Source organism: Mycetohabitans rhizoxinica HKI 454, from assembly GCF_000198775.1.
GTDB classification, from domain to species: domain Bacteria; phylum Pseudomonadota; class Gammaproteobacteria; order Burkholderiales; family Burkholderiaceae; genus Mycetohabitans; species Mycetohabitans rhizoxinica.
The window spans coordinates 102,195-122,694 of sequence record NC_014723.1; the positions used below are offsets into that span (position 1 = coordinate 102,195).

A 20,500-nucleotide genomic window follows, 5' to 3' on the forward strand; every position below is an offset into this window, starting at 1 on the left:
TGTTGGATCAGAAACGGCTTGCCCGCTGGTTCTTGCCCCGGCATCGAAGCCTTGTGCTACTCGCTAGACGTGATCTTGTTGTCTGGAAAAGGGTGGCACTAATTTGGCCAGTCGAAAACTCAATTCGCGGAACAGAAAATTGACAGTCTGAAGCGCGATTTGGCATAGTGATATAAATCAATAATTGGCGAGTCGCATGGTCAGACTACGTCAGTTTTTCCCATACGCCATCGCTAGATGAGCGTTATCTCATCGCCGGCCTAGCCGTACCTTGATCCAATCGACGATGGGTCGCCGACGACGCTCGCCGTCTGCATGACCAGCTACCTTCCGTCGGTCGGGATCTTCCCACCATGTTACCGGTAATGGGTCAGGGTCAAGGTTAAGTAGCGGCTCAGGTGCCAATTTGGCTCGTTCGTCGCGGATGCGCGCCTGTATCGGCAAAAAGAGCTGTTCCTGCGTGCCCAACGCCTTGTTAAAAAACTTCCAATCTAGCCACTCTTCAAGGTCGAGAAGAAGTATTTCTCGTGTGGACGGTGGAATACCGCTACCCAGATCGAGGATACGTCCCAGCGTCTCGGGAGAGTACGTATGCTTCGAGTTGCAGCGAATCTCTAAAATTATTTTGCTAAACCGTTCTTTATCCATACTCTGGCCGCCGGACGTCCTCTCAAAGGTATCAAGCGCCAGCGCCAGCGCAAATTCGGGATTGTTCCCCTCAGCCAAGTTGCCAAAGGCAGCGATCAATCCTGCAACGATTGGCTCTTGATCCGATAAATCCAACATGGGCAGGATTTCGTACTTCCACTGTTGCAGCCTTCGATTTTGCTCGGCAGCGGTCAAACCGGCCAGTGCTTCGGGTAACCCGGCCAATGCCTCGCCTTTGCCTATTGACAACCGCTTGGCTGCTTCGAGCATGGATTCGTAGGTAGCAAGGCGTGTGTGCTCAGGCAGCCATCGAATCGCACGACCCAGCGCCTTGCGGGGTATGGATTGAAGCTTCTCGGGAAGCGCTTCGACGTAATTGAGCAAACGTTGATGTCGGTTCAACACAAGGGTGCGATCCAAACAATGAAGCAGAAATAACTGGTTGGCTAGTTCTGCGCTCAATTTTGCCCGTCCGATATCATCCAACCGCGCCATTTCGCTCAGCAGCCGATCAAATCGCGCCGTCAACTCGGGCCTTGGATTATAGGGTCTGCCGTGAACGGCTGCCCAACTCTGTTCCCCGGTCCAATGAGAAGAGTCCAGTTGCAGTGCCAGGAGCGGCAGTATCTTGCGCCGCTCCTCCAATGGACTAGCGATTGTGCGGCTGAGGATTGCATCGAACACTGCGATCATCGACTCAGCAGGTACAACATGATAGGAGCCCAGCCCCGTGGTACTTACCACATTATAGTCAGATTCAAAATGATGAATCATTTTGTCCTGCAGCGCCTTACTATTCGGGATTTTCAGCACCTCAGCAAAGATGTGCGTAAATGCTTCTGTCTGCTCAGCGCGAGGAAATTCATTAATTCCGGACATGGCCAGCCTGTCTAGTGCTGCTAATAGGATGTTTGAATCCACAACGTCTCTATTGAGCTCATCCAAAAGCTGACGCAACGGTTCTATCCGAATCTCCCTTGGGCCGTCCTTCTCACGCAACGTTTTTTTTAGAAACTTGTGAACGCGCTCCATAGGCGCTATGCCAGAAGAATTGGCTGGCGCCTGCCGCTGAGCCGTATTAGGGTTCCCGGCACTGAAGAAACCGCTTGGGGGCGAGTTGCTAGGACCGCTCTTGTGCGACTCGACGGACGCATAGATGGCGGCATTGTGCGGGTTCGGCGGTGGCGTGGTATTGAAATCCATACTGGTCGTATTGAGAATGAAAGAAAGCCTAAGGTCGCAATGCCGCCCGGGCGGATGCGAATAGGAGTGCGCCGACTATATAACGCATGGGTGAACGGTTTTCAGAACCATTGCTGATCAGGCATGCACAAAGTCGTTTTCAATGGCTTTATCGCATTAAAAAAATAGGCTAGAATCGCGAGCCGCCAAGGTGCGGTATGCACGACTGTGTGAGTGAAAAAACGGCTTGCCCGCTGGCTGTGGCCACGGTATCAAAGCCTTGTGCTGCTCGCTAGACGTAATCTTGTATCTGGAAAGGACGGCGCTAATCTGGCCGTGCTGCAAGCGCTAAACGCTAAGCGGCCCGCGCGCATCCATGTGCGGCAAGACAAACGAAATTGTTGAATACGACCCACACGCCGTTCAACGCCTCAACACTCACAAGGACATTGCCTAGACGACTGAAAGCCCGCACGGGCTGCATCGGAGCACCAATCGGTACGCATACCAACCATGTTTGGGCCGCCTCACTCTTTATCTAGTATGCCGTGCTTCGCCGGCTCGGCGGTGCGTTCGCACTCGCGTACAACGTGCAGCGAATATCGTTCAAGGTACTGATTTTTGATCACACGCAATACGCTATGTCACCAGTGGTTTGGGATAGCCCCATTTGCTATTTGAACGAACTTGAGGCGGGCAATACTGCGCAAACCGGTGCGGATTCACTTATGCGCGAGAGTCAGTGTACGAATGACCCAACGTCAGTGGGATTATGCCGGTGACGTCTGTGTATCAGAAAGATAAACCGTTTGGTGCCCGGCTTAATCTCAGCCCGTTCGAATGTTTAAAGATTGAGAAACATTCTGGTGGTGCTGACGCCCTGGAGTTTATCTCAAATAAATACGATGCGCTTACTCAGGTACTGAGTCGGGCTGACATCCTGAAAATCGCCTGCCATGACTGCGCAGCCCATGCGCTGCAGGCGGTGCTCGACTATGAACAGGTATTCCGTCAGCGTGGTTTTGCTCGGGCCGATATTATAAAAATTACAGGGAATGGCGGTGGGGCCCAGGCGCTGAAGGCAGTCGTCGTACACGGGCCGACGCTTAACGAGTGCGGCTTCAGTCAAGCTGACATCGTGAGAATCGCGGACAATATCGGCGGGGCACAGGCGCTGAAGGCGGTGCTTGAGCACGGGCCGACGCTTAACGAGCGCGACTACAGTGGGGCTGACATCGTGAAGATTGCCGGCAACGGCGGCGGTGCTCGAGCGCTCAAGGCGGTTGTTATGCACGGGCCAACGCTTTGCGAGAGTGGCTACAGTGGAGCCGACATCGTGAAGATTGCCAGCAATGGCGGTGGTGCTCAGGCGCTGGAGGCGGTTGCCATGCACGGGTCAACGCTTTGCGAGCGTGGCTACTGCCGGACCGATATTGCAAAGATTGCCGGTAATGGCGGCGGTGCCCAGGCGCTCAAGGCGATTGTCATGCACGGGCCAACGCTTTGCGAGCGTGGCTACAGCCGGACCGATATTGTAAAGATTGCCGATAACAATGGCGGTGCCCAGGCGCTCAAAGCGGTGTTCGAACATGGACCAGCGCTCACGCAAGCAGGACGTTCGAACGAGGATATTGTGAATATGGCTGCGCGCACAGGCGCGGCCGGCCAGATACGAAAGATGGCTGCACAATTGTCGGGGCGGCAATAGGTGCAGCGCTCAGCCAACATTGAAGGCACGCGACAATCCGATATGCGGTCACAGCGCCGCGATCACAGCATGGTTACCGGTCGTCACCTGATAACCTACCGAGGCGGGCGGGCCGCATTAGCGACCCGATGCGGCAGTAGGCATCCTACCATTTCCTAGATCGGCGAACCTCAGCGAGGCAGTAGGAAGGCACCAAGGTCAACCACTTTTCGTTTCTCAGGTCGGTCCTTCCGATTTGACAAAGCGAGACGCTCGAAGCGGCTAAGCGTGCCCACGTCGTCAAGACTTCGAGCCAGCCATTGGTTGGTTGCGGCTCAAATAACTTGCCCCTCTTCGCCATGTTGAGCGCTCACGCTCATTGTCGGGTAGTCCGCTTTGCTTCGCTCAGTAGGTGAAGCGTTCGCTGTCGAGCGCAACGCGTTTGCCCTGCCATTCAAAGTACGTGTCTGTCAATGGCACGGAGTGCTTGAAATGGATAGGTGGCCAGGTGTTTGGGCTCAGCTTACCAGCCATACCCAATCTTTTGTCGATCTTGATGCGGACGAGGTCACGCAAACCAGTGCGCGCTCGCTCGTGCGAGAGGGCCGGTGTGCCGATAGTTCGGCATCGGTTTGACCCATGCCGGCGACGTCTATGCATCAAGAAGACAAGCAATCGGCTAACGGGCTTAACCTCAGCCCACTCGAACGCATAAAGATTGAGAAACATTATGGTGGTGGTGCCACCCTGGCGTTTATCTCAAATCAGCACGATGAGCTCGCTCAAGTACTGAGTCGGGCTGATATTTTAAAAATTGCAAGCTATGACTGCGCAGCCCAGGCGTTGCAAGCGGTGCTCGACTGTGGGCCGATGCTTGGCAAGCGCGGCTTCAGCCGAGCGGATATCGTCAGAATCGCGGGCAATGGCGGTGGGGCACAGGCGCTGTATTCGGTGCTTGACGTTGAGCCGACGCTAGGCAAACGTGGTTTCAGCCAGGTTGATGTCGTTAAAATTGCGGGCGGTGGCGCGCAGGCACTGCATACAGTGCTTGAAATTGGCCCGACGCTTGGCGAACGTGGTTTCAGCCGGGGCGATATCGTCACGATTGCGGGCAATAACGGCGGGGCGCAGGCGTTGCAGGCGGTGCTTGAGCTTGAGCCGACGCTTCGCGAACGCGGCTTCAACCAAGCCGACATCGTTAAAATCGCGGGCAATGGCGGTGGAGCGCAGGCGCTGCAGGCGGTGCTTGACGTTGAGCCGGCGCTTGGCAAACGTGGTTTCAGCCGGGTTGATATCGCTAAAATCGCGGGCGGTGGGGCGCAGGCACTGCAGGCGGTGCTTGGACTTGAGCCGACGCTTCGCAAGCGTGGCTTCCACCCGACCGATATTATCAAAATTGCAGGCAATAACGGTGGGGCGCAGGCACTGCAGGCGGTGCTTGACCTTGAGCTAATGCTTCGCGAGCGCGGCTTCAGCCAGGCCGATATCGTGAAAATGGCGAGCAATATTGGCGGGGCGCAGGCACTGCAGGCGGTGCTTAACCTTGAGCCAGCGCTTTGCGAGCGCGGTTTCAGCCAGCCCGATATCGTGAAAATGGCGGGCAATAGTGGGGGGGCGCAGGCACTGCAGGCAGTGCTTGACCTTGAGTTGGCGTTTCGCGAGCGCGGCTTCAGCCAGGCCGATATCGTGAAAATGGCGAGCAATATTGGCGGAGCGCAGGCACTGCAGGCGGTGCTTGAGCTTGAGCCAGCGCTTCACGAGCGCGGCTTCAGCCAAGCCAATATTGTCAAAATGGCCGGCAATAGTGGTGGGGCGCAGGCACTGCAGGCGGTGCTTGACCTTGAGCTAGTGTTTCGCGAGCGCGGTTTCAGCCAACCCGAGATTGTCGAAATGGCGGGCAATATCGGCGGGGCGCAGGCACTGCATACGGTGCTTGACCTTGAGCTGGCGTTTCGCGAGCGGGGCGTCCGTCAGGCTGACATCGTCAAGATTGTAGGCAATAATGGTGGGGCGCAGGCACTGCAGGCAGTGTTTGAACTTGAGCCGACGCTTCGCGAGCGCGGCTTCAACCAAGCCACCATCGTGAAAATAGCGGCCAATGGCGGTGGGGCGCAGGCGCTGTATTCGGTGCTTGACGTTGAGCCGACGCTTGACAAACGTGGTTTCAGTCGGGTTGATATCGTAAAAATCGCGGGCGGTGGCGCGCAGGCACTGCATACGGCGTTTGAACTTGAGCCGACGCTTCGTAAGCGCGGCTTCAATCCGACCGATATTGTCAAGATTGCAGGCAATAAGGGGGGAGCGCAGGCACTGCAGGCGGTGCTTGAGCTTGAACCAGCGCTTCGCGAGCGCGGCTTCAACCAAGCCACCATCGTGAAAATGGCGGGCAATGCCGGTGGGGCGCAGGCGTTATATTCGGTGCTTGACGTTGAGCCAGCGCTTCGCGAGCGCGGTTTCAGCCAACCCGAGATTGTCAAAATCGCAGGCAATATCGGCGGGGCGCAGGCACTGCATACGGTGCTTGAACTTGAGCCGACGCTTCACAAGCGCGGCTTCAATCCGACCGATATTGTCAAGATTGCAGGCAATAGTGGTGGCGCGCAGGCACTACAGGCGGTGCTTGAGCTTGAGCCAGCGTTTCGCGAGCGAGGCTTCGGCCAGCCCGATATCGTGAAAATGGCGAGCAATATCGGCGGGGCGCAGGCACTGCAGGCGGTGCTTGAGCTTGAGCCAGCGCTTCGCGAGCGCGGTTTCAGCCAACCCGATATTGTCGAAATGGCGGGCAATATCGGCGGGGCGCAGGCACTGCAGGCGGTGCTTGAGCTTGAGCCAGCGTTTCGTGAGCGCGGCTTCAGCCAATCCGATATTGTCAAAATCGCAGGTAATATCGGCGGGGCACAGGCACTGCAGGCGGTGCTTGAGCTTGAGCCAACGCTTCGCGAGAGTGACTTCCGTCAGGCGGACATTGTCAACATTGCGGGCAACGATGGCAGTACCCAGGCGCTGAAGGCAGTGATCGAGCATGGGCCGAGACTGCGACAGCGCGGCTTCAATCGAGCGAGTATCGTCAAAATCGCGGGCAATAGCGGTGGGGCGCAAGCACTACAAGCGGTGCTCAAGCATGGGCCAACACTGGACGAGCGCGGCTTCAATCTGACCAATATTGTCAAAATCGCGGGCAATGGCGGCGGCGCCCAGGCGCTGAAAGCAGTGATCGAGCATGGGCCAACACTGCAACAGCGCGGCTTCAATCTAACCGATATCGTCGAAATGGCAGGCAAAGGCGGCGGCGCCCAGGCGCTGAAGGCAGTGCTCGAGCATGGGCCAACACTGCGACAGCGCGGCTTCAATCTGATCGATATCGTCGAAATGGCGAGCAATACTGGTGGAGCTCAGGCGCTGAAGACGGTGCTTGAGCATGGGCCGACGCTGCGGCAACGCGACTTGAGTCTAATCGATATCGTGGAGATTGCGAGCAATGGCGGCGCTCAGGCGTTGAAAGCGGTGCTCAAATATGGGCCGGTGCTCATGCAGGCAGGACGCTCCAACGAGGAGATCGTACATGTGGCCGCGCGCCGAGGAGGAGCCGGTCGAATACGAAAGATGGTCGCACTCTTGCTGGAGCGGCAATAGAGGCAGCGGTTACCAGCATTGATGTGTGTGAATCGCACACTTAACGTAAGCTCGGCGCTGCATGCGTCGTGTGTTGACGTACATACCGACGCGCTTGCCATGCATCGGCAGGTCCTTGACAAGCTATTCGCAGCGTCCGAAGCCGACAAATCGGTTCGAGTTGCAGTTTGGGCAGTGTGTAGGCGATTGCCTCACCTCGACGCAGAGGTGGTAGTCGTGCTCGACTGTCAGAAACGGTGTAGTCGGGCAGGTTCAAAATGTTCGCGGGTACTCTCTTCTTCAAGATGGGGAGGTGTCGGAAATTTCGTGTGCTGAGGTCGGTTAAAAATCTCAGCTGATGGCGGCGGTGAATCGCTCGCCGAACAGAATGGCGAACTGATTGTCGAATACGGCCCACACGCCATCCAACGGCCTAAACACTCGGCGGTTGTGGCTCAGATAACGCGCCCCTCTTCGCCATGTTGAGCGCCATCACGCTCATGGTCGGGTCGTTCGCTCTGCTTCGCCCAGTAGGCGAAGCGTTCGCTGTCGAGCGTAACGCATTTCACCTGTCATTCAAAGTACATGTCTGTCAATGGCACGGAGTGCTTGAAATGGATAGGTGGCCAAGTGATCGGGCTCGGCTTACCAGCCGTACTCAATCTTTTGCCGCGGACAATGTCACGCAAACCAGTGCGCGCTCGCTCGTGCGGGAGGGCCGGTGTGCGGATGACTCAGCACCGTGGTGACCCATGTCGAAGACGCTTGTGCATCAAGAAGATAAACAATTGGCTAACTGGCTTAATCTCAGCCCGCTCGAACGCTAAAAGATTGAGAAACAATATGGTGGTGCTACCACTTTGGAGTTTATCTCAAATAAGCAGAATGAACTCGCTCAAATACTGAGCCGGGCTGGCGATCCTAGCAATCGCAAGCTATGACTGCGCAGTCCACGCGTTGCAAGCTGTGCTCGACTGTGGGCCGATGCTAAGCAAGCGCGGTTTCAGCCAAGCCGACATCGTGAAAATCGCGTGCAACGGTGGAGCGCAGGCGCTGTATTCAGTGCTTGACGTTGAGCCGACGCTTCGCGAGCGCGGTTTCAGCCGAGTCGATATCGTTAAAATTGCGGGCAATAACGGTGGGGCATAGGCACTGCATACGGTGCTTGACCTCGGGCCGACGCTTAACGAGCGCGGCTACATTCGAGCCGATATTGTGAAGATTGCCGGTAATGGCGGCGGTGCTCAAGCGCTCTGTCAGCAGCACGTTGAAAATGGCTCTTCCACACTTTGTGTGAACCGGCAGGCCAGCGGCATGCCTGAAATGTGGCGATTAGCGGCAGGTCTCGGCCACGACTATGACGCAGCACTGCTGTCCCCTCTACAGTAACGTTATCGTCGAAGGCTATGTCAATCGGCTCAAGTTTCTCAAGCGACAAATGTATGGCCGCGCCGGCTCTTAGCTGCTTTGTACTCGCGTGTTGAATCGATGCTGACCCGCGGCACAAACTTCACACAAAGTGCGGAAGAGCCATTTTCAACGTGCTGCTGACAGGGCGACCTTCAGTAGGTTTTCAAATGCTTATTTTTCGCGCTGCATCATCTACTCGGGGCGCATCGCTTTTGCACCGTAAGAGCCAGCTTGTGCTGGCAATGATCTTGGCTCACCCTTTACGAAAGGTACAGCGCCCCTTTTCACTGCCGGCATAAAAGATCGCTACGCGTCGCGCATGAACGATGACATATGGCGTGGCAAGTCCATCGCCTCATGCAGGATACGCAATACGTCGATGACGTGGCGATGCTGTTGCGCAACCTGAAACATGACGAAATGACGGCCTGTGCGGCCGTTGCGGGCTACGTGAAGCGTCAAGATGCCGGCGGCGATGTCATCTCGGGCTTGAACGCCGCAAAGCGTTGGACCTGCCATCAACTCCTGTACGGCCGCCGATAGTGTGTCAGCATCAATGCGTGCCTGCCGCTTACCGAACTGCAGGGCGCTCCAGCCGATGATGCATCGAAAATCATCCCGGGCGGTATTCGTGACGCGGACGGCCCAAATCGTTGCACCTGCTTTCACTGAGTGTCTCGGGATTCGGGCCCTGAGGCGAACGCGTCTTCTGCCAGGCTTGCGAAGTGGCCACGCAAGGCCTCGGCTGACGCGAACGTACGAATTCTTTCCATCTCCACATCGGCGATGCCAATTCGGGCCGCTTCGCGCAGTGCCTCAATCTTAGCTTGAGTTTGGGCTTGTTCACGCTCAATCAATCGAAGTCCTTCACGCAGCACTTCACTGGCATTTTGGTAATAGCCCGACTTAACAAGGCGATCCACTAAGGCAGCCTGACGATCGGTCAATACAACGTTGCGTGTGGGCATAGCAATCGTCCTTGTAAGTTTGACTGACATATTATGCCAGGTGCCGGCCAATGGCAGCGCTCAACAAAGTACACGTTTAGGCACTGCGACAATCGCTCGCCGACGCGCCGCTTCTCGAATGCAGCATCGCTAGCGGCATAGAGCAGCTGCATCGTCCGCGTCAGCGCCTCAAACTACAGACGCATTGGCGGTCTCCTCCATGCCGGGAGGGTACGGCGATGCATTCGGTCATGTACCCCGTCCAGTACTGTCCAGACGCGCTGTCGTGCTGTGCATCGAGCCTCGCTACGCGAGCCTCGACCCTACGGGCGCTCATCGCTCACCCCTACGGCCCAGCGTTCAGCTTCGGGCCTGCGCGCTTCGCTTGCATGCGCTCGGCACAAAGACACGGCCGTTGCCTGTCCAGCCGTCTGCCTTGACTTCATCACCTTGTCCGCGACTGTAACGCGCGGCCGGGTGTTGTCAAGGCGCGCAGGGCCGTGTCCYCGKCTACGCCTGCGGGCCGCACCCACCCTGCGCTTGTTCCCTTGACGACACCCGGCCGCGCGCTCCTGAGCGCCGCGGGCGATGAACTCAGGAAAGACGGTGGCAACGAGGCCAACTGGGTTCTTCGTGCCGACCGCACAAAACAACCTAAAGGCGGGCTCCGAATCTAGGAATCCGGTGTGCGGAGTGAACAACAAACATTTATTGGTTAGGAAAACATACTATGCAATTTGTATCCCGCTTCGCTTACCGTTCGCCGGTACTGCGCTCGGAACGTGCTTTGTCGGATGACCAGATTCGCGCCGTGGCCCCGTCCATCTTCGCGGATGCCTCGCACGAAAGCCGCTCGCCGCGGTACAGCTATATCCCCACCGCCACAGTGCTGCAAGAACTGCGCGGCGAAGGCTTCGAGCCTTTCATGGTGTGCCAGACTCGCGTGCGGCAAGACGGCCGCCGCGCCTACACCAAGCACATGATTCGGCTACGCCATGCCAGTCAAATCAGTAGCCGCGAAGCTAACGAGATCATTTTGTTGAACTCCCATGATGGAACGAGCAGCTATCAGATGCTCGCCGGGATGTTCCGCTTCGCGTGCCAGAACGGTCTCGTTTGCGGCGATACGGTAGCCGACGTGCGCGTGCCCCATAAGGGCGACGTGGCCGCGCAGGTCATCGAAAGCGCTTACAAAGTCTTGCACGGCTTCGAGCGAGCGCAGTCATCCCGCAATGCCATGCGGTCCATCACGCTGGACAACGGCGAAGCCGAGGTGTTCGCCCGTGCCGCACTGGCATTGAAGTATGACGAGGACAAGCCCGCGCCCATCACGGAGTCGCAAATCCTGATGCCGCGCCGCACGGATGACAATCGCCACGACTTGTGGAGCGTGTTCAACCGCACGCAAGAAAACCTTATCAAAGGCGGCTTGTCCACTCGCGCCGCGAATGGTCGCCGCCAGACTACGCGCCCGGTGCCGAGCATCGACAACGACATCCGCCTGAATCGTGCCTTGTGGCTGCTGGCCGAGGGCCTGCGCCAGTTGAAAGCCTGACTCCCACGCGGCAGGGGCAGGCAACAACCCTTGCCGCTTCTTTCGCCGTTGCATCCCTCAACGCAAGGAGTAGTCACCATGAACGCCCTCGCCCAAACCGAAGTCATCGCCATCGAAACCGCCGCGCCGCTGAAAGCGGCAGACCCAACCTCCGGCTAGCTCTCACTATCGCGTCAGCGGTTTAGTACAAACGCTTACGTTGTTCAAGCATGGCCCCGGACTGGCCGCAGTCGCCTGCCGCCGTGGCGCTGCGCGAGTTGCAGCAGGTCGCGAGCGAAGCGTTGCCGCAGGACAGCGCCGCATTGTTCGCCGTGCTACTGGCAAAGCCGCAAGACGAACTGGTGCGACTGCTGGCTATGTACGTCGCGGCCACGGTGAACGTGGTGATGCTGCGCGCCACACCGCGATTTTAGAAGCCGTGGACCAGTTCGCCCCGGCGCACGTCACTCGACTATCCAAGCTCAAGAAGAGCAACATGGCTAGCGAAGCCGAACGGCTAGCCGAGGGCATCATTTGGTTGCCTGCCATGTTCCGAGCCGCAAGGCTTACCGGATGCGGAGGGCGAAACCGATGCACCGGAAGTCGAAGCCGACGAGGCAAAGGCCCACGCGCTGGCCGCGTGAAGGTGCAGCATTGCGCCGGGGCGGGCGCGCAACGGTCTTGCGCGCAGTACAGTAATCGGTGCCCGCTAGCGTAGGCAAAGCCTCGATCGCGTCCCGCCGCAATGGGCAGGGTGACGTGCTGCTGGCGCAGCACGTCACGCACGCGCCTGCGGCGCGTCACGTTCCATCAGGCCTAGAGCTTAGAGTTTCCTGACACACCGGCACCAGAAGCTGCTGCGCGACAATCTGGGCCATGCTTTCCCCACTACCACAAGCCTGTATCGACAAAGTGACGACCGACGCCAAAAATTAGTACCCGGTTAGGTCAGATTGACTCCGACGGCCCCCGCGAAAGGTGAATGTGGTGCCGGCTAGAACTAGCGCGGCCTAGGGCGAGGTCGAGAGCGCAATTTGTGACCGTCGATGTTCCCGGGGATCTCCTGTATGAAGTCGCTTACGAGACCAGCACAGTAGTCAAACGATGGAGTGTAGCTGAGCGTCTGAGTATCGTTGAACCGCGACGCCAGAAACTCGCGATGCTCCCCCAAGAGTCGTAGAAAGGTGTCGCGATGCCGGATGAGGTATTCGCCGGCGTCCATCAAGCTGTTCGGCTCCCGTTCGATCATTAGGCTCAAATCGAACAGGTCCCGTGCCGTCGGACGATCTCCGCGGTGCCACATTTTTTTGCGACAATCTCTGCGGCGGTCTCAACCTTGACAGGCTGGTCCATCAGTACCCACTCGTCGTAGCTAGGGTCAGTCAGGTTCTGTGACACGACAAAGTCGATTTCGCCCTCGGCCAAAATAAGCTTCACAAACTGGGCGTGTTCCTCGTAATCGGTCGTGATGTCGGATGCGGCCTCGTTGATGCGAGGATTGACGTATCCGAGGTACTGCGGATTGGGGACGAAGATATCCACGTCCTTGCTCATACGGTGACCATATCGCAGCATGAGGACCGTGCCCCCGCCGAACGTCCAAAACGGATTTGCCGTGCCATGTGTTCGAATCTCGTCGATCAGCGTTAGCGTATGGCGAAAGAGGCCTTGCCACGGGCCCTCGGGCAGGGGCGAAGGCGTCCTCATGCCCATACTTTTCGATAAAGGTGAAGGTCTTTCGACCAGGTGGCGAGGTTCTTCCAGATTTTCCGCGGTTGCGTACCAGCGTGCTTGGCGGCTTCTTCGACCGCCTTGACCACAACTGGCACAGGCACCTCATCAAGGATGACTGAGAGTTGCGATTCACAGCCTTGTGGGATCTGTCCCGTTGCCAGCGCGTTCGCCAGCAGATGCTCAGTCAGATGCCCTTTGTAGCTGACGTTTGCACTTACGGCGGTCTTGCGAAGGCCTTTCTGCTCCGACCGTCGCTTGACCGTCAATTCGATCCCGAGCACGCTGAGTAGTGCAATCAGCTTGTTGATGCCGAGATCCTTTAACTTGCCTGTCTCAAGCTGATTGACGGTGAACCGCGACAAGCCGGCCAGCCTCGCTAGTTGCGCCTGAGTGAGATCGAGTTCTGTCCGCCGTTTCGCCACAGCCCATCCTATCTCGTAAAGTTGCATGGTGAACCTCCCGGCCGCTCACTGGGGCGGCGCATGTATGTAAAGTATCTTACAGAAAAGATTTTCAAGGCCCTTATCTTACGTGGCTGCAATATGGGGTAACTTTATAAGCGTGCGCTAAGCCGCCCCCTTGGTGCGCACGGTGCCAGAGGGAATGAGCGGCTTTTTCTCCGTTGCCGATCCGCCGTGTAACGTCCACTTCGGCTTCAGCCCGCTCGGTTCGCTGCAGTGCTGACTACAGTGTGGGGCCGCAATTGTCGTGTCTACCCGCGCGAACAAGAACCTGCAAAATAGGGCGGCTATAGATCTAGCTGACAATATGACAATAAAAATGATTTTTCGAGTATCCGGATTTGAGTGTGTTTTGTAGCTTGACGCGAATGAACATTGTTCGTAACATTGAGCCACTTTCGACAACTGCTGCAGAGGTCAACAGTGAAGACTATCCTCTGGATGTTGCGTTTTCAATTTGTGTCGTGCTTCATCGGTGCTATCGCCGCTGCTGTATCGGGCTATATCTTGTTTGTCAACGTTCCCGCAACAGACAACTCGGCACCCTGGGTTGCAGCTCATTTGGCGTTTGGCGTGATGCCGTGGACCTTGATATTCATATTCGGTTGTGGTTGCATGATTTACTCATGGTGGCAAGCGTTTAAACGCAAAATGTGATGGCAAGCGGATCAAAGGCGGTTCGCATCAACTTCCCCCACCCAATGCCTGCCGACATTAAGGCGATTCGCGTGGCTGCTGGATTGAGTCAATCAGAAGCAGCCTTCAAGGTCTATCGAACAGCTCGAGATTGGCAGCAATGGGAAGCTGGAGATAGGCGTATGGACCCGGCTCTGTGGGAGTTGTTCAAGCTCAAGATTGCCATGCACAATGTTCGTTAGCTGTCGTATGGTTGCCCAACGTCAAATCCGGATGGCCGATTTTTCTCGCGCCCACTTCTGCCATGCCTTCTTGAGACGCTCGGCGGTGATTAACTCCACGCCGAGGACCTCGCTGACCGCCAGCGTGGTCTGTCCGGCCTCAAACAGCGTCGCAATATAACTGTTTCACAGCGTTTGGGGACTGGTGCGCGCCTGCCGCCTGTCAACCACGCCGCAGACGCGCATGATGGCCTCGGTGGCGCGCAGCGCGGTGACCGAGTGCATCGGCCGCGCGTCCCCTCCACCGGGAAAGACCCATGAACTGTCAACACCGCTGGTGTGCCGTTCGACTAACCCGAGCGCCAGCACCGAGTGGGCAAATGGTTCGGGCCGGGATACGGTTTGGCTATTGGCGCAGGTCGTCCATCTGGCACATGATCGGCTCGCCGCGGAACGCGATTCGCTCGCTTGAACTCGGTGTTGAGAGAGTGATCGTTTTCAAGCACGGCTCGGTAGGACTAGCAGTTCTTGTAGCGCGTTGCGCATCATGCTACACTCGCTGCATGATAATCAGCTTTCGGCACAAAGGGCTTGAAGCCTTGTTTCGCGAGGATTCCCCGCGAGGTGTGCAAGTAGCCCACGCGGCCAAACTCCGCCGCATCTTGGCTGCGCTCAACGCTGCCTGTTTGCCGCGAGAATTGGATCAGCCCGGCTATAAATTGCATATAAATTGCATCTCCTGAAAGGAGACATGAAAGAGCACTGGTCAATATGGGTCAACGGTAACTGGCGCGTCACCTTCCGATTCATCGGTGTTGACGTTGAGCTGGTCGATTACCAGGACTATCATTAAGGATTACGACATGATGAAGCATCATCCGCACCCCGGCGAGCTGCTGCGCGAGGACGTGCTGCAACCGCTTGAAATTGACGTGACCGAAGCCGCTGCGCGGCTCGGCTATAACCGTACGTCGCTCTCGCGTGTGCTGAATGGGCACACCGGCATCAGCCCCGATCTTGCCTTGCGCCTGGAACGCGCAGGCGTCAGCACGGCGCGTTTCTGGATGAACCTGCAAACCAATTACGAACTTTGGCAGGCTGAACAGCGCGAACAACCGCCTGTAAGGCCGTTGCAATCGAACGGCTCCATCCCGGATACATTAAAAGTGCGATGATAAGCATCGCACAGCTTATCGGCGACGATCGGGTGAAAGTCGACGAGGAACCGCAGCGCGCGTCCTGGCAGCATGCGGCGCATCCCTCAGGCGTGAGCAGTGGCCGGGCGGTATAATTGGTTCGCCTGACCGATCTGATTGACTGGAACCTGCAAAATGGGGACGACCATAGATCCAGCTGACGATCAAGCTGATTTTTCTTGCGCCCACTTCTGCCATGCCTTTTTGAGACGCTCGGCGGTGATCAGCTCCACGCCGAGGACTTCGCTGACCGCGAGCGTGGTCTGCCCGGCCTCAAACAGCGTCGCGATGTAACTATTGCGCAGCGTTTGGGGGCTGGCGCGCGCCTGCCGCCTGTCGGCCACACCGCAGGCGCGCATGATGGTCTCGGTGGCGCGCAGCGCGGTGACCGCGTGCATCGGCCGTCCGTCCCGTCCACCGGGAAAGACCCACGAACTATCCACGCCACTGGCTTGCCGTTCGGCTAACCAGCGTGCCAGCGCCGAGTGTGCAAACGGTTCGGGCCGGGGTTGATGCGAAAAACGCGAGCCTGGCGAGGTGATGTGCATGAGTCGATCTGGCCCAATATTAATGCAGTTAACGGTTAATCTAAGCGCCTGTGACACCTTCAACCCCGCCCCCAGGAACGTCGCCACCAACGCACGATCACGTAAGCTACACCAGCGCTCATAATGCGTGGTCGTCACCGGGGACAACAACAAGTCGATAATGTTTTGCCTTTCCTGCGGCCATAGGAAATCGGTGTCCTGGTTACCCTTGACGCGCTTCCAGGTGGCTTGACTGTCTCGCAACGCACCCACAGCGGGATTGACGCTTGGGCTTTGCCGCGTACACGCATCAATATCGACGAACACACGCTCAATCAATTTGCGATAGCGCGCGCGTTGGTCTCGATTCTCGCGGCTCAAGCTGGCCAGAAAGGCGCTGATCGTGTCGGGCGTCGCCGCACTCAAGGGGGTGCGGCGCGCCTGAAGGTAGCGTACGAAGGCACGCCATTGGGCCAGATAGACTTGAGCGGACGAGGACCGCAAGGTGCGAGAGGTGCCACGCCCGGGTTGCCTGGCCAGCCAGGCTTCAAATGATTGAATGGGCGCACGGTCCCAATCGGTGCGCTGCTGAGCGGCAAATAAATCAGCCTCGGTCATGATAGACAGGGGAGGTGGGTGTCGATAGGTAAATGACTGTTAAATGCATAATCAGTATGCCGCGACCCGACGTCCCGAGCAATGGGCACTGTTCAATGAACCATCCTCCCATGTCTAAATCCTGGCAGCCTCGGTCAGTTGCTGCGCCAGATCCACGCGCACCATTCCCCGCCCGTACATTGCTCATATCCACCGACGCACTCGTAACCGCCAGGTGTCGTTGGAGAGATCAGGCACCGACGAAACAGAAGGCCGTTGGTGGTAGCCGCTTCGCCGTTACAGTTGCGCTCGATGTAGTACTTGCCGTCATCGAGCAGCATCAGGTGTGTGTCCATCGGGGAATCAGCGGGCTGCTCCATGCTCCCCGAACCCCTCTATCACCTCTACAAATCGACGGCTTCTGCCAAGTTGACAGAGTCAGATGCCGGACGCGGGCCGTCGGCAATTTTTTTGGCCCAGCCACAGGGGCGATTCATGGCGCACGGCGCGACAGCGTCTGACAAGAAAACGCAGATCCAGCTGCGCAGAGAAACCGCAAAGTATTATGCGCAGGTAACACGAGGCGAGCCGATGGGTTAGCTGAATCTTGGGTTATAAGCCGGAAACCCAAAAATTCTGTCAATGCAGCGGCTGTGCCACCAGGCGCACGCCCAAGGCAGCGCAAACGCGGCTGACCGTCTCGAAGCGCGGTTCACTGCCGGGTCGAAGCGCTTTGTACAGGGCTTCGCGTGCGATGCCGGAGTCCTTGGCCACCTGCGTCATTCCTCGAGCACGGGCGATATCGCCCAGGGCTGCAGCCAGCAGCGCTGGGTCATTCTCTTCAAGAACACTCGTTAGGTACGATGCGACATCTTCTTCGTTGTTTAGGTACTCGGCCGCATCGAACTCGGGAAGTTGGGAAACTTTTATTCGCTGGGTCATGATCCATCCTCCAAAGAATTCGCCAACGCAATCGCCCGGCGAATGTCAGCCTGCTGAGTCGACTTGTCGCCACCGCCCAGCATCACGATGAGCGTCTCACCGCGCTGGACATAGTACATGCGCTAGCCAGGACCGAATGGCTCGCGCATCTCGAACACACCTTCACCCACTGGCCAACACGCACACGTTGACGGAAGCGCTGGAAGAGGCGGCGATCCTGAGCGAGGTGCAACCGTAGACCACTGTCGTCGATCGCAGCTACAAGGGCGTAGCGATCGACGGCGTGAAATTTATCACCCGGGCTTGCGACGCGGTATCACTTGAGGCTGGCGGGCAATGATCCGGTGGCGCAGTGCGATCGAGCCGGCCATTGGACACAAAGGCAAACGGCAAGCTCGAGCGCAACTGGCTCAAGGGTGCACTGGGTAATGCCATCCACGTGGTGCTGTGCGGCGCCGGCCATAACCTGCGGATGATGCTCAAAAAGCTGCGGCTTTTTTACGCCTTAATTTTGGTTGCTTTGCACTTGCGATGCTCACATGTTGTCGGCGCCATGAATGCGCCGCAGAGCAAAGCGAATTCAAAACGAATTGTTTAGGGCCACCTTATTAATATCTGGTGACGGCCTTCTTATTTATGTAACCAACTAATTAAATGAAATCGACTTAATTGCGCCTTGTTCTCTATAGAGAAGCAAGTTATAGTTACTTACAGCACTTAAGTTTAGGTAAATTTTACATTATTCTTATTCGACCCTTTATAAAAGGATTTGCTTAATAGTCCATTAATTTATTTATAAAATAAGTGCATTGAAGCGGCCCGGTCAAAGTGGTGACGCACTTGACCGAGCCTAACCACTCTTCACCTAAAGGTAAACTCCGTAAAGGGTATCATGGCTAAGTTAATTATAAAACAATTTAAAACTTGTCGCTTGTTCAGCACGGTGTTTGTCTCTCGCCTATGCGCATGGCGTGCATCACCCCACTGGCCGCAATGGATGCACCGTCGCATTGGCATTATCCCCGTGCCAGTATACGGATTGCTACTAGCCTGTATAGCCGCACTTGTTGCGCTAAAATGTGTATCTAGCGATTTGCCTGTAATGATTGCAGTACTTGCAGTCGCGGGGTTTACGTGTGCCGAACTCGGTGCCAAATTGCCGGGACTACGTCATATCGGTGGCCCTGTCATTGTGGCATTGTTACTGCCCTCGTGGCTGGTACATCATCACCTGCTGCCGATGGGATTGATTAGCCCAATTCAGCACTTTTGGCAAACCACCAACATCATTTACTTATTCTCTGCCCTGGTCATTGTGGGCAGCTTGTTAGGCATGAACCGGGCGCTGTTGACCAAGGGCATCAGCCGATTTGCGATTCCAGTCATGGCCGGTTCAGTCGCAGCCGCCGTGATCGGTACTATCACCGGCATGGTCTTTGGCTTAGGCGCGTCGGATGCGTTTTTCTATATCGTGGTGCCAATCATGGCCGGGGGCATTGGCGAAGGTGCATTGCCGCTCACGTTAGGCTATGCCGCGCTGCTGCAGCTGCCACAAGAACAGCTGTTTGCGCGGGTAGTACCCGCTGTCGTGCTGGGCAACTTGAGTGCCATTATATGCGCGGCAGCGTTTGAACAAATTAGTCGACGATGCCGACGTCATTCCGATGACCTTGCCGCGTCCGCTCAGGCCCATTCGATAATAAGTCGCGAGCCCGTCACCGTTGAGCAAGTTGCCGCGGCGGGCATCATGGCAATTAGTTTGTATTTGGCAGGTCTGGTCCTGCAACATTTCACCCATCTGCCTGCGATACTGGGCATGTTGGCTCTGGCTGTGGTCGTCAAGTTAAGCGGTGCTGTGCCTGCCCAGCTTGAATACGGCGCGCACTGGGTCTATTGTTTCTTTGCCCGCGCGGTCACCTATCCACTCATGTTTGGCATCGGCATCACGCTGATGCCATGGGGAGCGTTGCTCGCTGCGCTGACTTTAGCGCATTTTGTCACCACCCTGGTGACCGTGCTTACGTTGATGATCACCGGTTTCTTTGTCGGACACTGGATCAAACTACCGGCAACCGAAAGTGCAATGATTAACGCATGCCATAGCGGCATGGGAAGCACGGGCGATTTGGCTATTCTCACGGCGGCAAACCGTCTGCCGCTCATGCCCTTTGCGCAGCTTGCCACACGGATGGGTGGAGCGATGACCGTGATCTTGGCGTTGGGGCTGATGGAACAATGCGAATAGCAACCTTGCCTCATAGCACAATGGTTCGGGGTATGTGAGGCGCGTTAACTCACCGCTCTGGACATGGCTCCTAGCCCTAAACAAATAGCAATGGGGCCGGAAACCCAAAAATTTCCGTCAATGTTGTCTGTCAGCCATATACGAGTCTATTCCAGCTTACCCAATCACCACTCCGAAAAGGACGTACTTCCTTAAAAGAACAGCCGGCGCTGGCGAATGCTTGGCGAGGCCGCTTTGTAAGCTTCGCCGTTACAATGTTCATGGTGTGCCCAAACGATACCCGCTAGCCAATCGACGAACTGCAAGCAAAAACTGTCTTTGCTCTCCCACGGCGTTGTCTCTAACCTTATGTTGGCGCCACTGCCCGCGAGTTCGGTGCACAAATACTCGTGGAGAGAATGCTTGAGTTCGATTTTCAGTGACCGCACATCGGGAATAAAGGATACGGAGTCGTACCCACTCATGACTTCCAGCAGTAACAGCTTCGTCATGTAATTATAAAGGCTGTTCGGGCTACGCCGGAAAGCGGCATTGACAGCGTCCTTGCGCACTGTAATTGAGACGAATTGTACGTCTGGGCACTTATGGTAAATTTTCGCCAATTCGCCGGCGAAATTAATGCGCTCGCGCGCTGACAGGTGAACGGATTTGAGCTCGTTACGCGCGGGGCGACCTCGCTGCTTGTAGACCCCGCGCACGACGCGCTCGAGTAGCCGTTCGCAGCCGTCCGGCATGATGGCGGCCGCGAGTGTGAAGAAGCGACTGGAGCCGCCGCGTTGATAGGGCGCATCCAGTTTCCAGCCCAGACACCCACTTTCGTCTAGATAGATCGTCGCGCGCATATAAAAATAGCCTCCCAAAGGAGGCTATCGAAAGAAGTGCGGTACCCGGACCTGACGTACTCGAAGTACGCTTACGATC

General features: G+C 56.8%; 20 protein-coding genes and 4 pseudogenes. 13 read left to right on the forward strand and 11 right to left on the reverse strand.

Annotated elements, in window-relative coordinates; genetic code table 11:
* Window positions 1-249: 249 nt before the first annotated feature.
* Complete coding sequence (locus tag RBRH_RS15755) at window positions 250-1,851, reverse strand: hypothetical protein (RefSeq protein WP_013436746.1); 1,602 nt, start codon at window positions 1,849-1,851, stop codon at window positions 250-252.
* 871 nt (window positions 1,852-2,722) lie between these two features.
* Complete coding sequence (locus RBRH_RS21535; protein WP_415878047.1) at window positions 2,723-2,959, reverse strand: hypothetical protein; 237 nt, start codon at window positions 2,957-2,959, stop codon at window positions 2,723-2,725.
* Between the two features lie 9 nt (window positions 2,960-2,968).
* On the opposite strand from RBRH_RS21535, the gene RBRH_RS20830 reads away from it, so the two are divergent.
* From RBRH_RS20830 to RBRH_RS18395, 4 genes are all read left to right on the forward strand, one after another.
* A complete protein-coding gene (locus RBRH_RS20830) occupies window positions 2,969-3,538 on the forward strand; it encodes a TAL effector repeat-containing protein (protein WP_232509438.1) in 570 nt (189 codons plus the stop codon).
* 618 nt (window positions 3,539-4,156) lie between these two features.
* Window positions 4,157-7,150: a TAL effector repeat-containing protein gene (locus RBRH_RS15765; protein WP_013436752.1), complete on the forward strand. Its 2,994-nt coding sequence runs from the start codon at window positions 4,157-4,159 to the stop codon at window positions 7,148-7,150.
* Window positions 7,151-8,113: 963 nt separating this feature from the next.
* A complete protein-coding gene (locus RBRH_RS20835) occupies window positions 8,114-8,278 on the forward strand; it encodes a TAL effector repeat-containing protein (protein ID WP_232509427.1) in 165 nt (54 codons plus the stop codon).
* A gap of 12 nt (window positions 8,279-8,290) precedes the next feature.
* Entirely contained in the window at window positions 8,291-8,518 is a 228-nt protein-coding gene (locus RBRH_RS18395) for a TAL effector repeat-containing protein (RefSeq protein WP_013436754.1), read from the forward strand.
* A 327-nt stretch (window positions 8,519-8,845) separates the two neighbouring features.
* Here the strand turns inward: RBRH_RS18395 and RBRH_RS15770 are convergent, their stop codons facing one another.
* A complete protein-coding gene (locus tag RBRH_RS15770; protein ID WP_013436755.1) occupies window positions 8,846-9,208 on the reverse strand; it encodes a type II toxin-antitoxin system RelE/ParE family toxin in 363 nt (120 codons plus the stop codon).
* Window positions 9,205-9,507 (reverse strand): type II toxin-antitoxin system ParD family antitoxin, encoded by a 303-nt coding sequence (locus RBRH_RS15775; RefSeq protein ID WP_041755161.1) that lies wholly within the window; start codon window positions 9,505-9,507, stop codon window positions 9,205-9,207. Before RBRH_RS15775 ends, RBRH_RS15770 begins: the two co-directional genes overlap by 4 nt.
* A 709-nt stretch (window positions 9,508-10,216) precedes the next feature.
* Between RBRH_RS15775 and RBRH_RS15780 the strand changes: the two genes are divergently transcribed.
* Window positions 10,217-11,041 (forward strand): DUF932 domain-containing protein, encoded by an 825-nt coding sequence (locus tag RBRH_RS15780; RefSeq protein WP_013436758.1) that lies wholly within the window; start codon window positions 10,217-10,219, stop codon window positions 11,039-11,041.
* A gap of 197 nt (window positions 11,042-11,238) precedes the next feature.
* Window positions 11,239-11,664 (forward strand): annotated as a pseudogene (locus RBRH_RS18405) (chromosome partitioning protein ParB); the annotation flags it as partial.
* Window positions 11,665-12,274: 610 nt separating this feature from the next.
* Here the strand turns inward: RBRH_RS18405 and RBRH_RS21190 are convergent.
* Window positions 12,275-12,727, reverse strand: coding sequence for a nucleotidyl transferase AbiEii/AbiGii toxin family protein (locus RBRH_RS21190; RefSeq protein ID WP_237071180.1), 453 nt, complete (start codon window positions 12,725-12,727; stop codon window positions 12,275-12,277).
* Entirely contained in the window at window positions 12,724-13,203 is a 480-nt protein-coding gene (locus RBRH_RS15795) for a helix-turn-helix domain-containing protein (RefSeq protein ID WP_013436764.1), read from the reverse strand. Before RBRH_RS15795 ends, RBRH_RS21190 begins: the two co-directional genes overlap by 4 nt.
* A gap of 435 nt (window positions 13,204-13,638) precedes the next feature.
* On the opposite strand from RBRH_RS15795, the gene RBRH_RS15800 reads away from it, so the two are divergent.
* The 5 genes and pseudogenes from RBRH_RS15800 (at window position 13,639) to RBRH_RS15820 (ending at window position 15,247) form a co-directional block, all read left to right on the forward strand.
* A complete protein-coding gene (locus RBRH_RS15800) occupies window positions 13,639-13,872 on the forward strand; it encodes a hypothetical protein (protein ID WP_157864644.1) in 234 nt (77 codons plus the stop codon).
* Window positions 13,873-13,916: 44 nt separating this feature from the next.
* A complete protein-coding gene (locus tag RBRH_RS15805) occupies window positions 13,917-14,093 on the forward strand; it encodes a helix-turn-helix domain-containing protein (protein WP_332415748.1) in 177 nt (58 codons plus the stop codon).
* A 223-nt stretch (window positions 14,094-14,316) separates the two neighbouring features.
* Window positions 14,317-14,544, forward strand: coding sequence for a hypothetical protein (locus tag RBRH_RS19555; protein WP_157864645.1), 228 nt, complete (start codon window positions 14,317-14,319; stop codon window positions 14,542-14,544).
* 91 nt (window positions 14,545-14,635) lie between these two features.
* A pseudogene (locus RBRH_RS15815) lies at window positions 14,636-14,925 on the forward strand (type II toxin-antitoxin system RelE/ParE family toxin).
* A 10-nt stretch (window positions 14,926-14,935) separates the two neighbouring features.
* Window positions 14,936-15,247 (forward strand): HigA family addiction module antitoxin, encoded by a 312-nt coding sequence (locus tag RBRH_RS15820; protein ID WP_041755132.1) that lies wholly within the window; start codon window positions 14,936-14,938, stop codon window positions 15,245-15,247.
* Between the two features lie 185 nt (window positions 15,248-15,432).
* Here the strand turns inward: RBRH_RS15820 and RBRH_RS15825 are convergent, their stop codons facing one another.
* The 4 genes and pseudogenes from RBRH_RS15825 to RBRH_RS19715 all read right to left on the reverse strand — a co-directional run.
* Window positions 15,433-16,413 carry a tyrosine-type recombinase/integrase gene (locus RBRH_RS15825; RefSeq protein WP_013436771.1) on the reverse strand — a complete coding sequence of 327 codons (981 nt, stop codon included), beginning with the start codon at window positions 16,411-16,413 and terminating at the stop codon, window positions 15,433-15,435.
* A gap of 134 nt (window positions 16,414-16,547) precedes the next feature.
* Window positions 16,548-16,748, reverse strand: a complete 201-nt coding sequence (locus RBRH_RS15830; RefSeq protein WP_157864646.1) for a hypothetical protein — start codon at window positions 16,746-16,748, stop codon at window positions 16,548-16,550.
* Between the two features lie 283 nt (window positions 16,749-17,031).
* Complete coding sequence (locus RBRH_RS15840; RefSeq protein ID WP_013436773.1) at window positions 17,032-17,334, reverse strand: addiction module antidote protein; 303 nt, start codon at window positions 17,332-17,334, stop codon at window positions 17,032-17,034.
* Window positions 17,331-17,507, reverse strand: a pseudogene (locus RBRH_RS19715) (type II toxin-antitoxin system RelE/ParE family toxin); the annotation flags it as partial. The gene RBRH_RS15840 and the pseudogene RBRH_RS19715, both read right to left, overlap by 4 nt.
* 8 nt (window positions 17,508-17,515) lie before the next feature.
* Between RBRH_RS19715 and RBRH_RS19560 the strand changes: the two are divergent.
* Together RBRH_RS19560 and RBRH_RS15855 are read left to right on the forward strand one after the other, a co-directional pair.
* Window positions 17,516-17,932 (forward strand): annotated as a pseudogene (locus tag RBRH_RS19560) (hypothetical protein); the annotation flags it as partial.
* Window positions 17,933-18,226: 294 nt separating this feature from the next.
* Window positions 18,227-19,579, forward strand: a complete 1,353-nt coding sequence (locus tag RBRH_RS15855) for a 2-hydroxycarboxylate transporter family protein (protein WP_013436778.1) — start codon at window positions 18,227-18,229, stop codon at window positions 19,577-19,579.
* 191 nt (window positions 19,580-19,770) lie between these two features.
* Here the strand turns inward: RBRH_RS15855 and RBRH_RS15860 are convergent, their stop codons facing one another.
* A complete protein-coding gene (locus RBRH_RS15860; RefSeq protein WP_041755136.1) occupies window positions 19,771-20,421 on the reverse strand; it encodes a DUF3800 domain-containing protein in 651 nt (216 codons plus the stop codon).
* Between the last annotated feature and the right edge of the window lie 79 nt (window positions 20,422-20,500).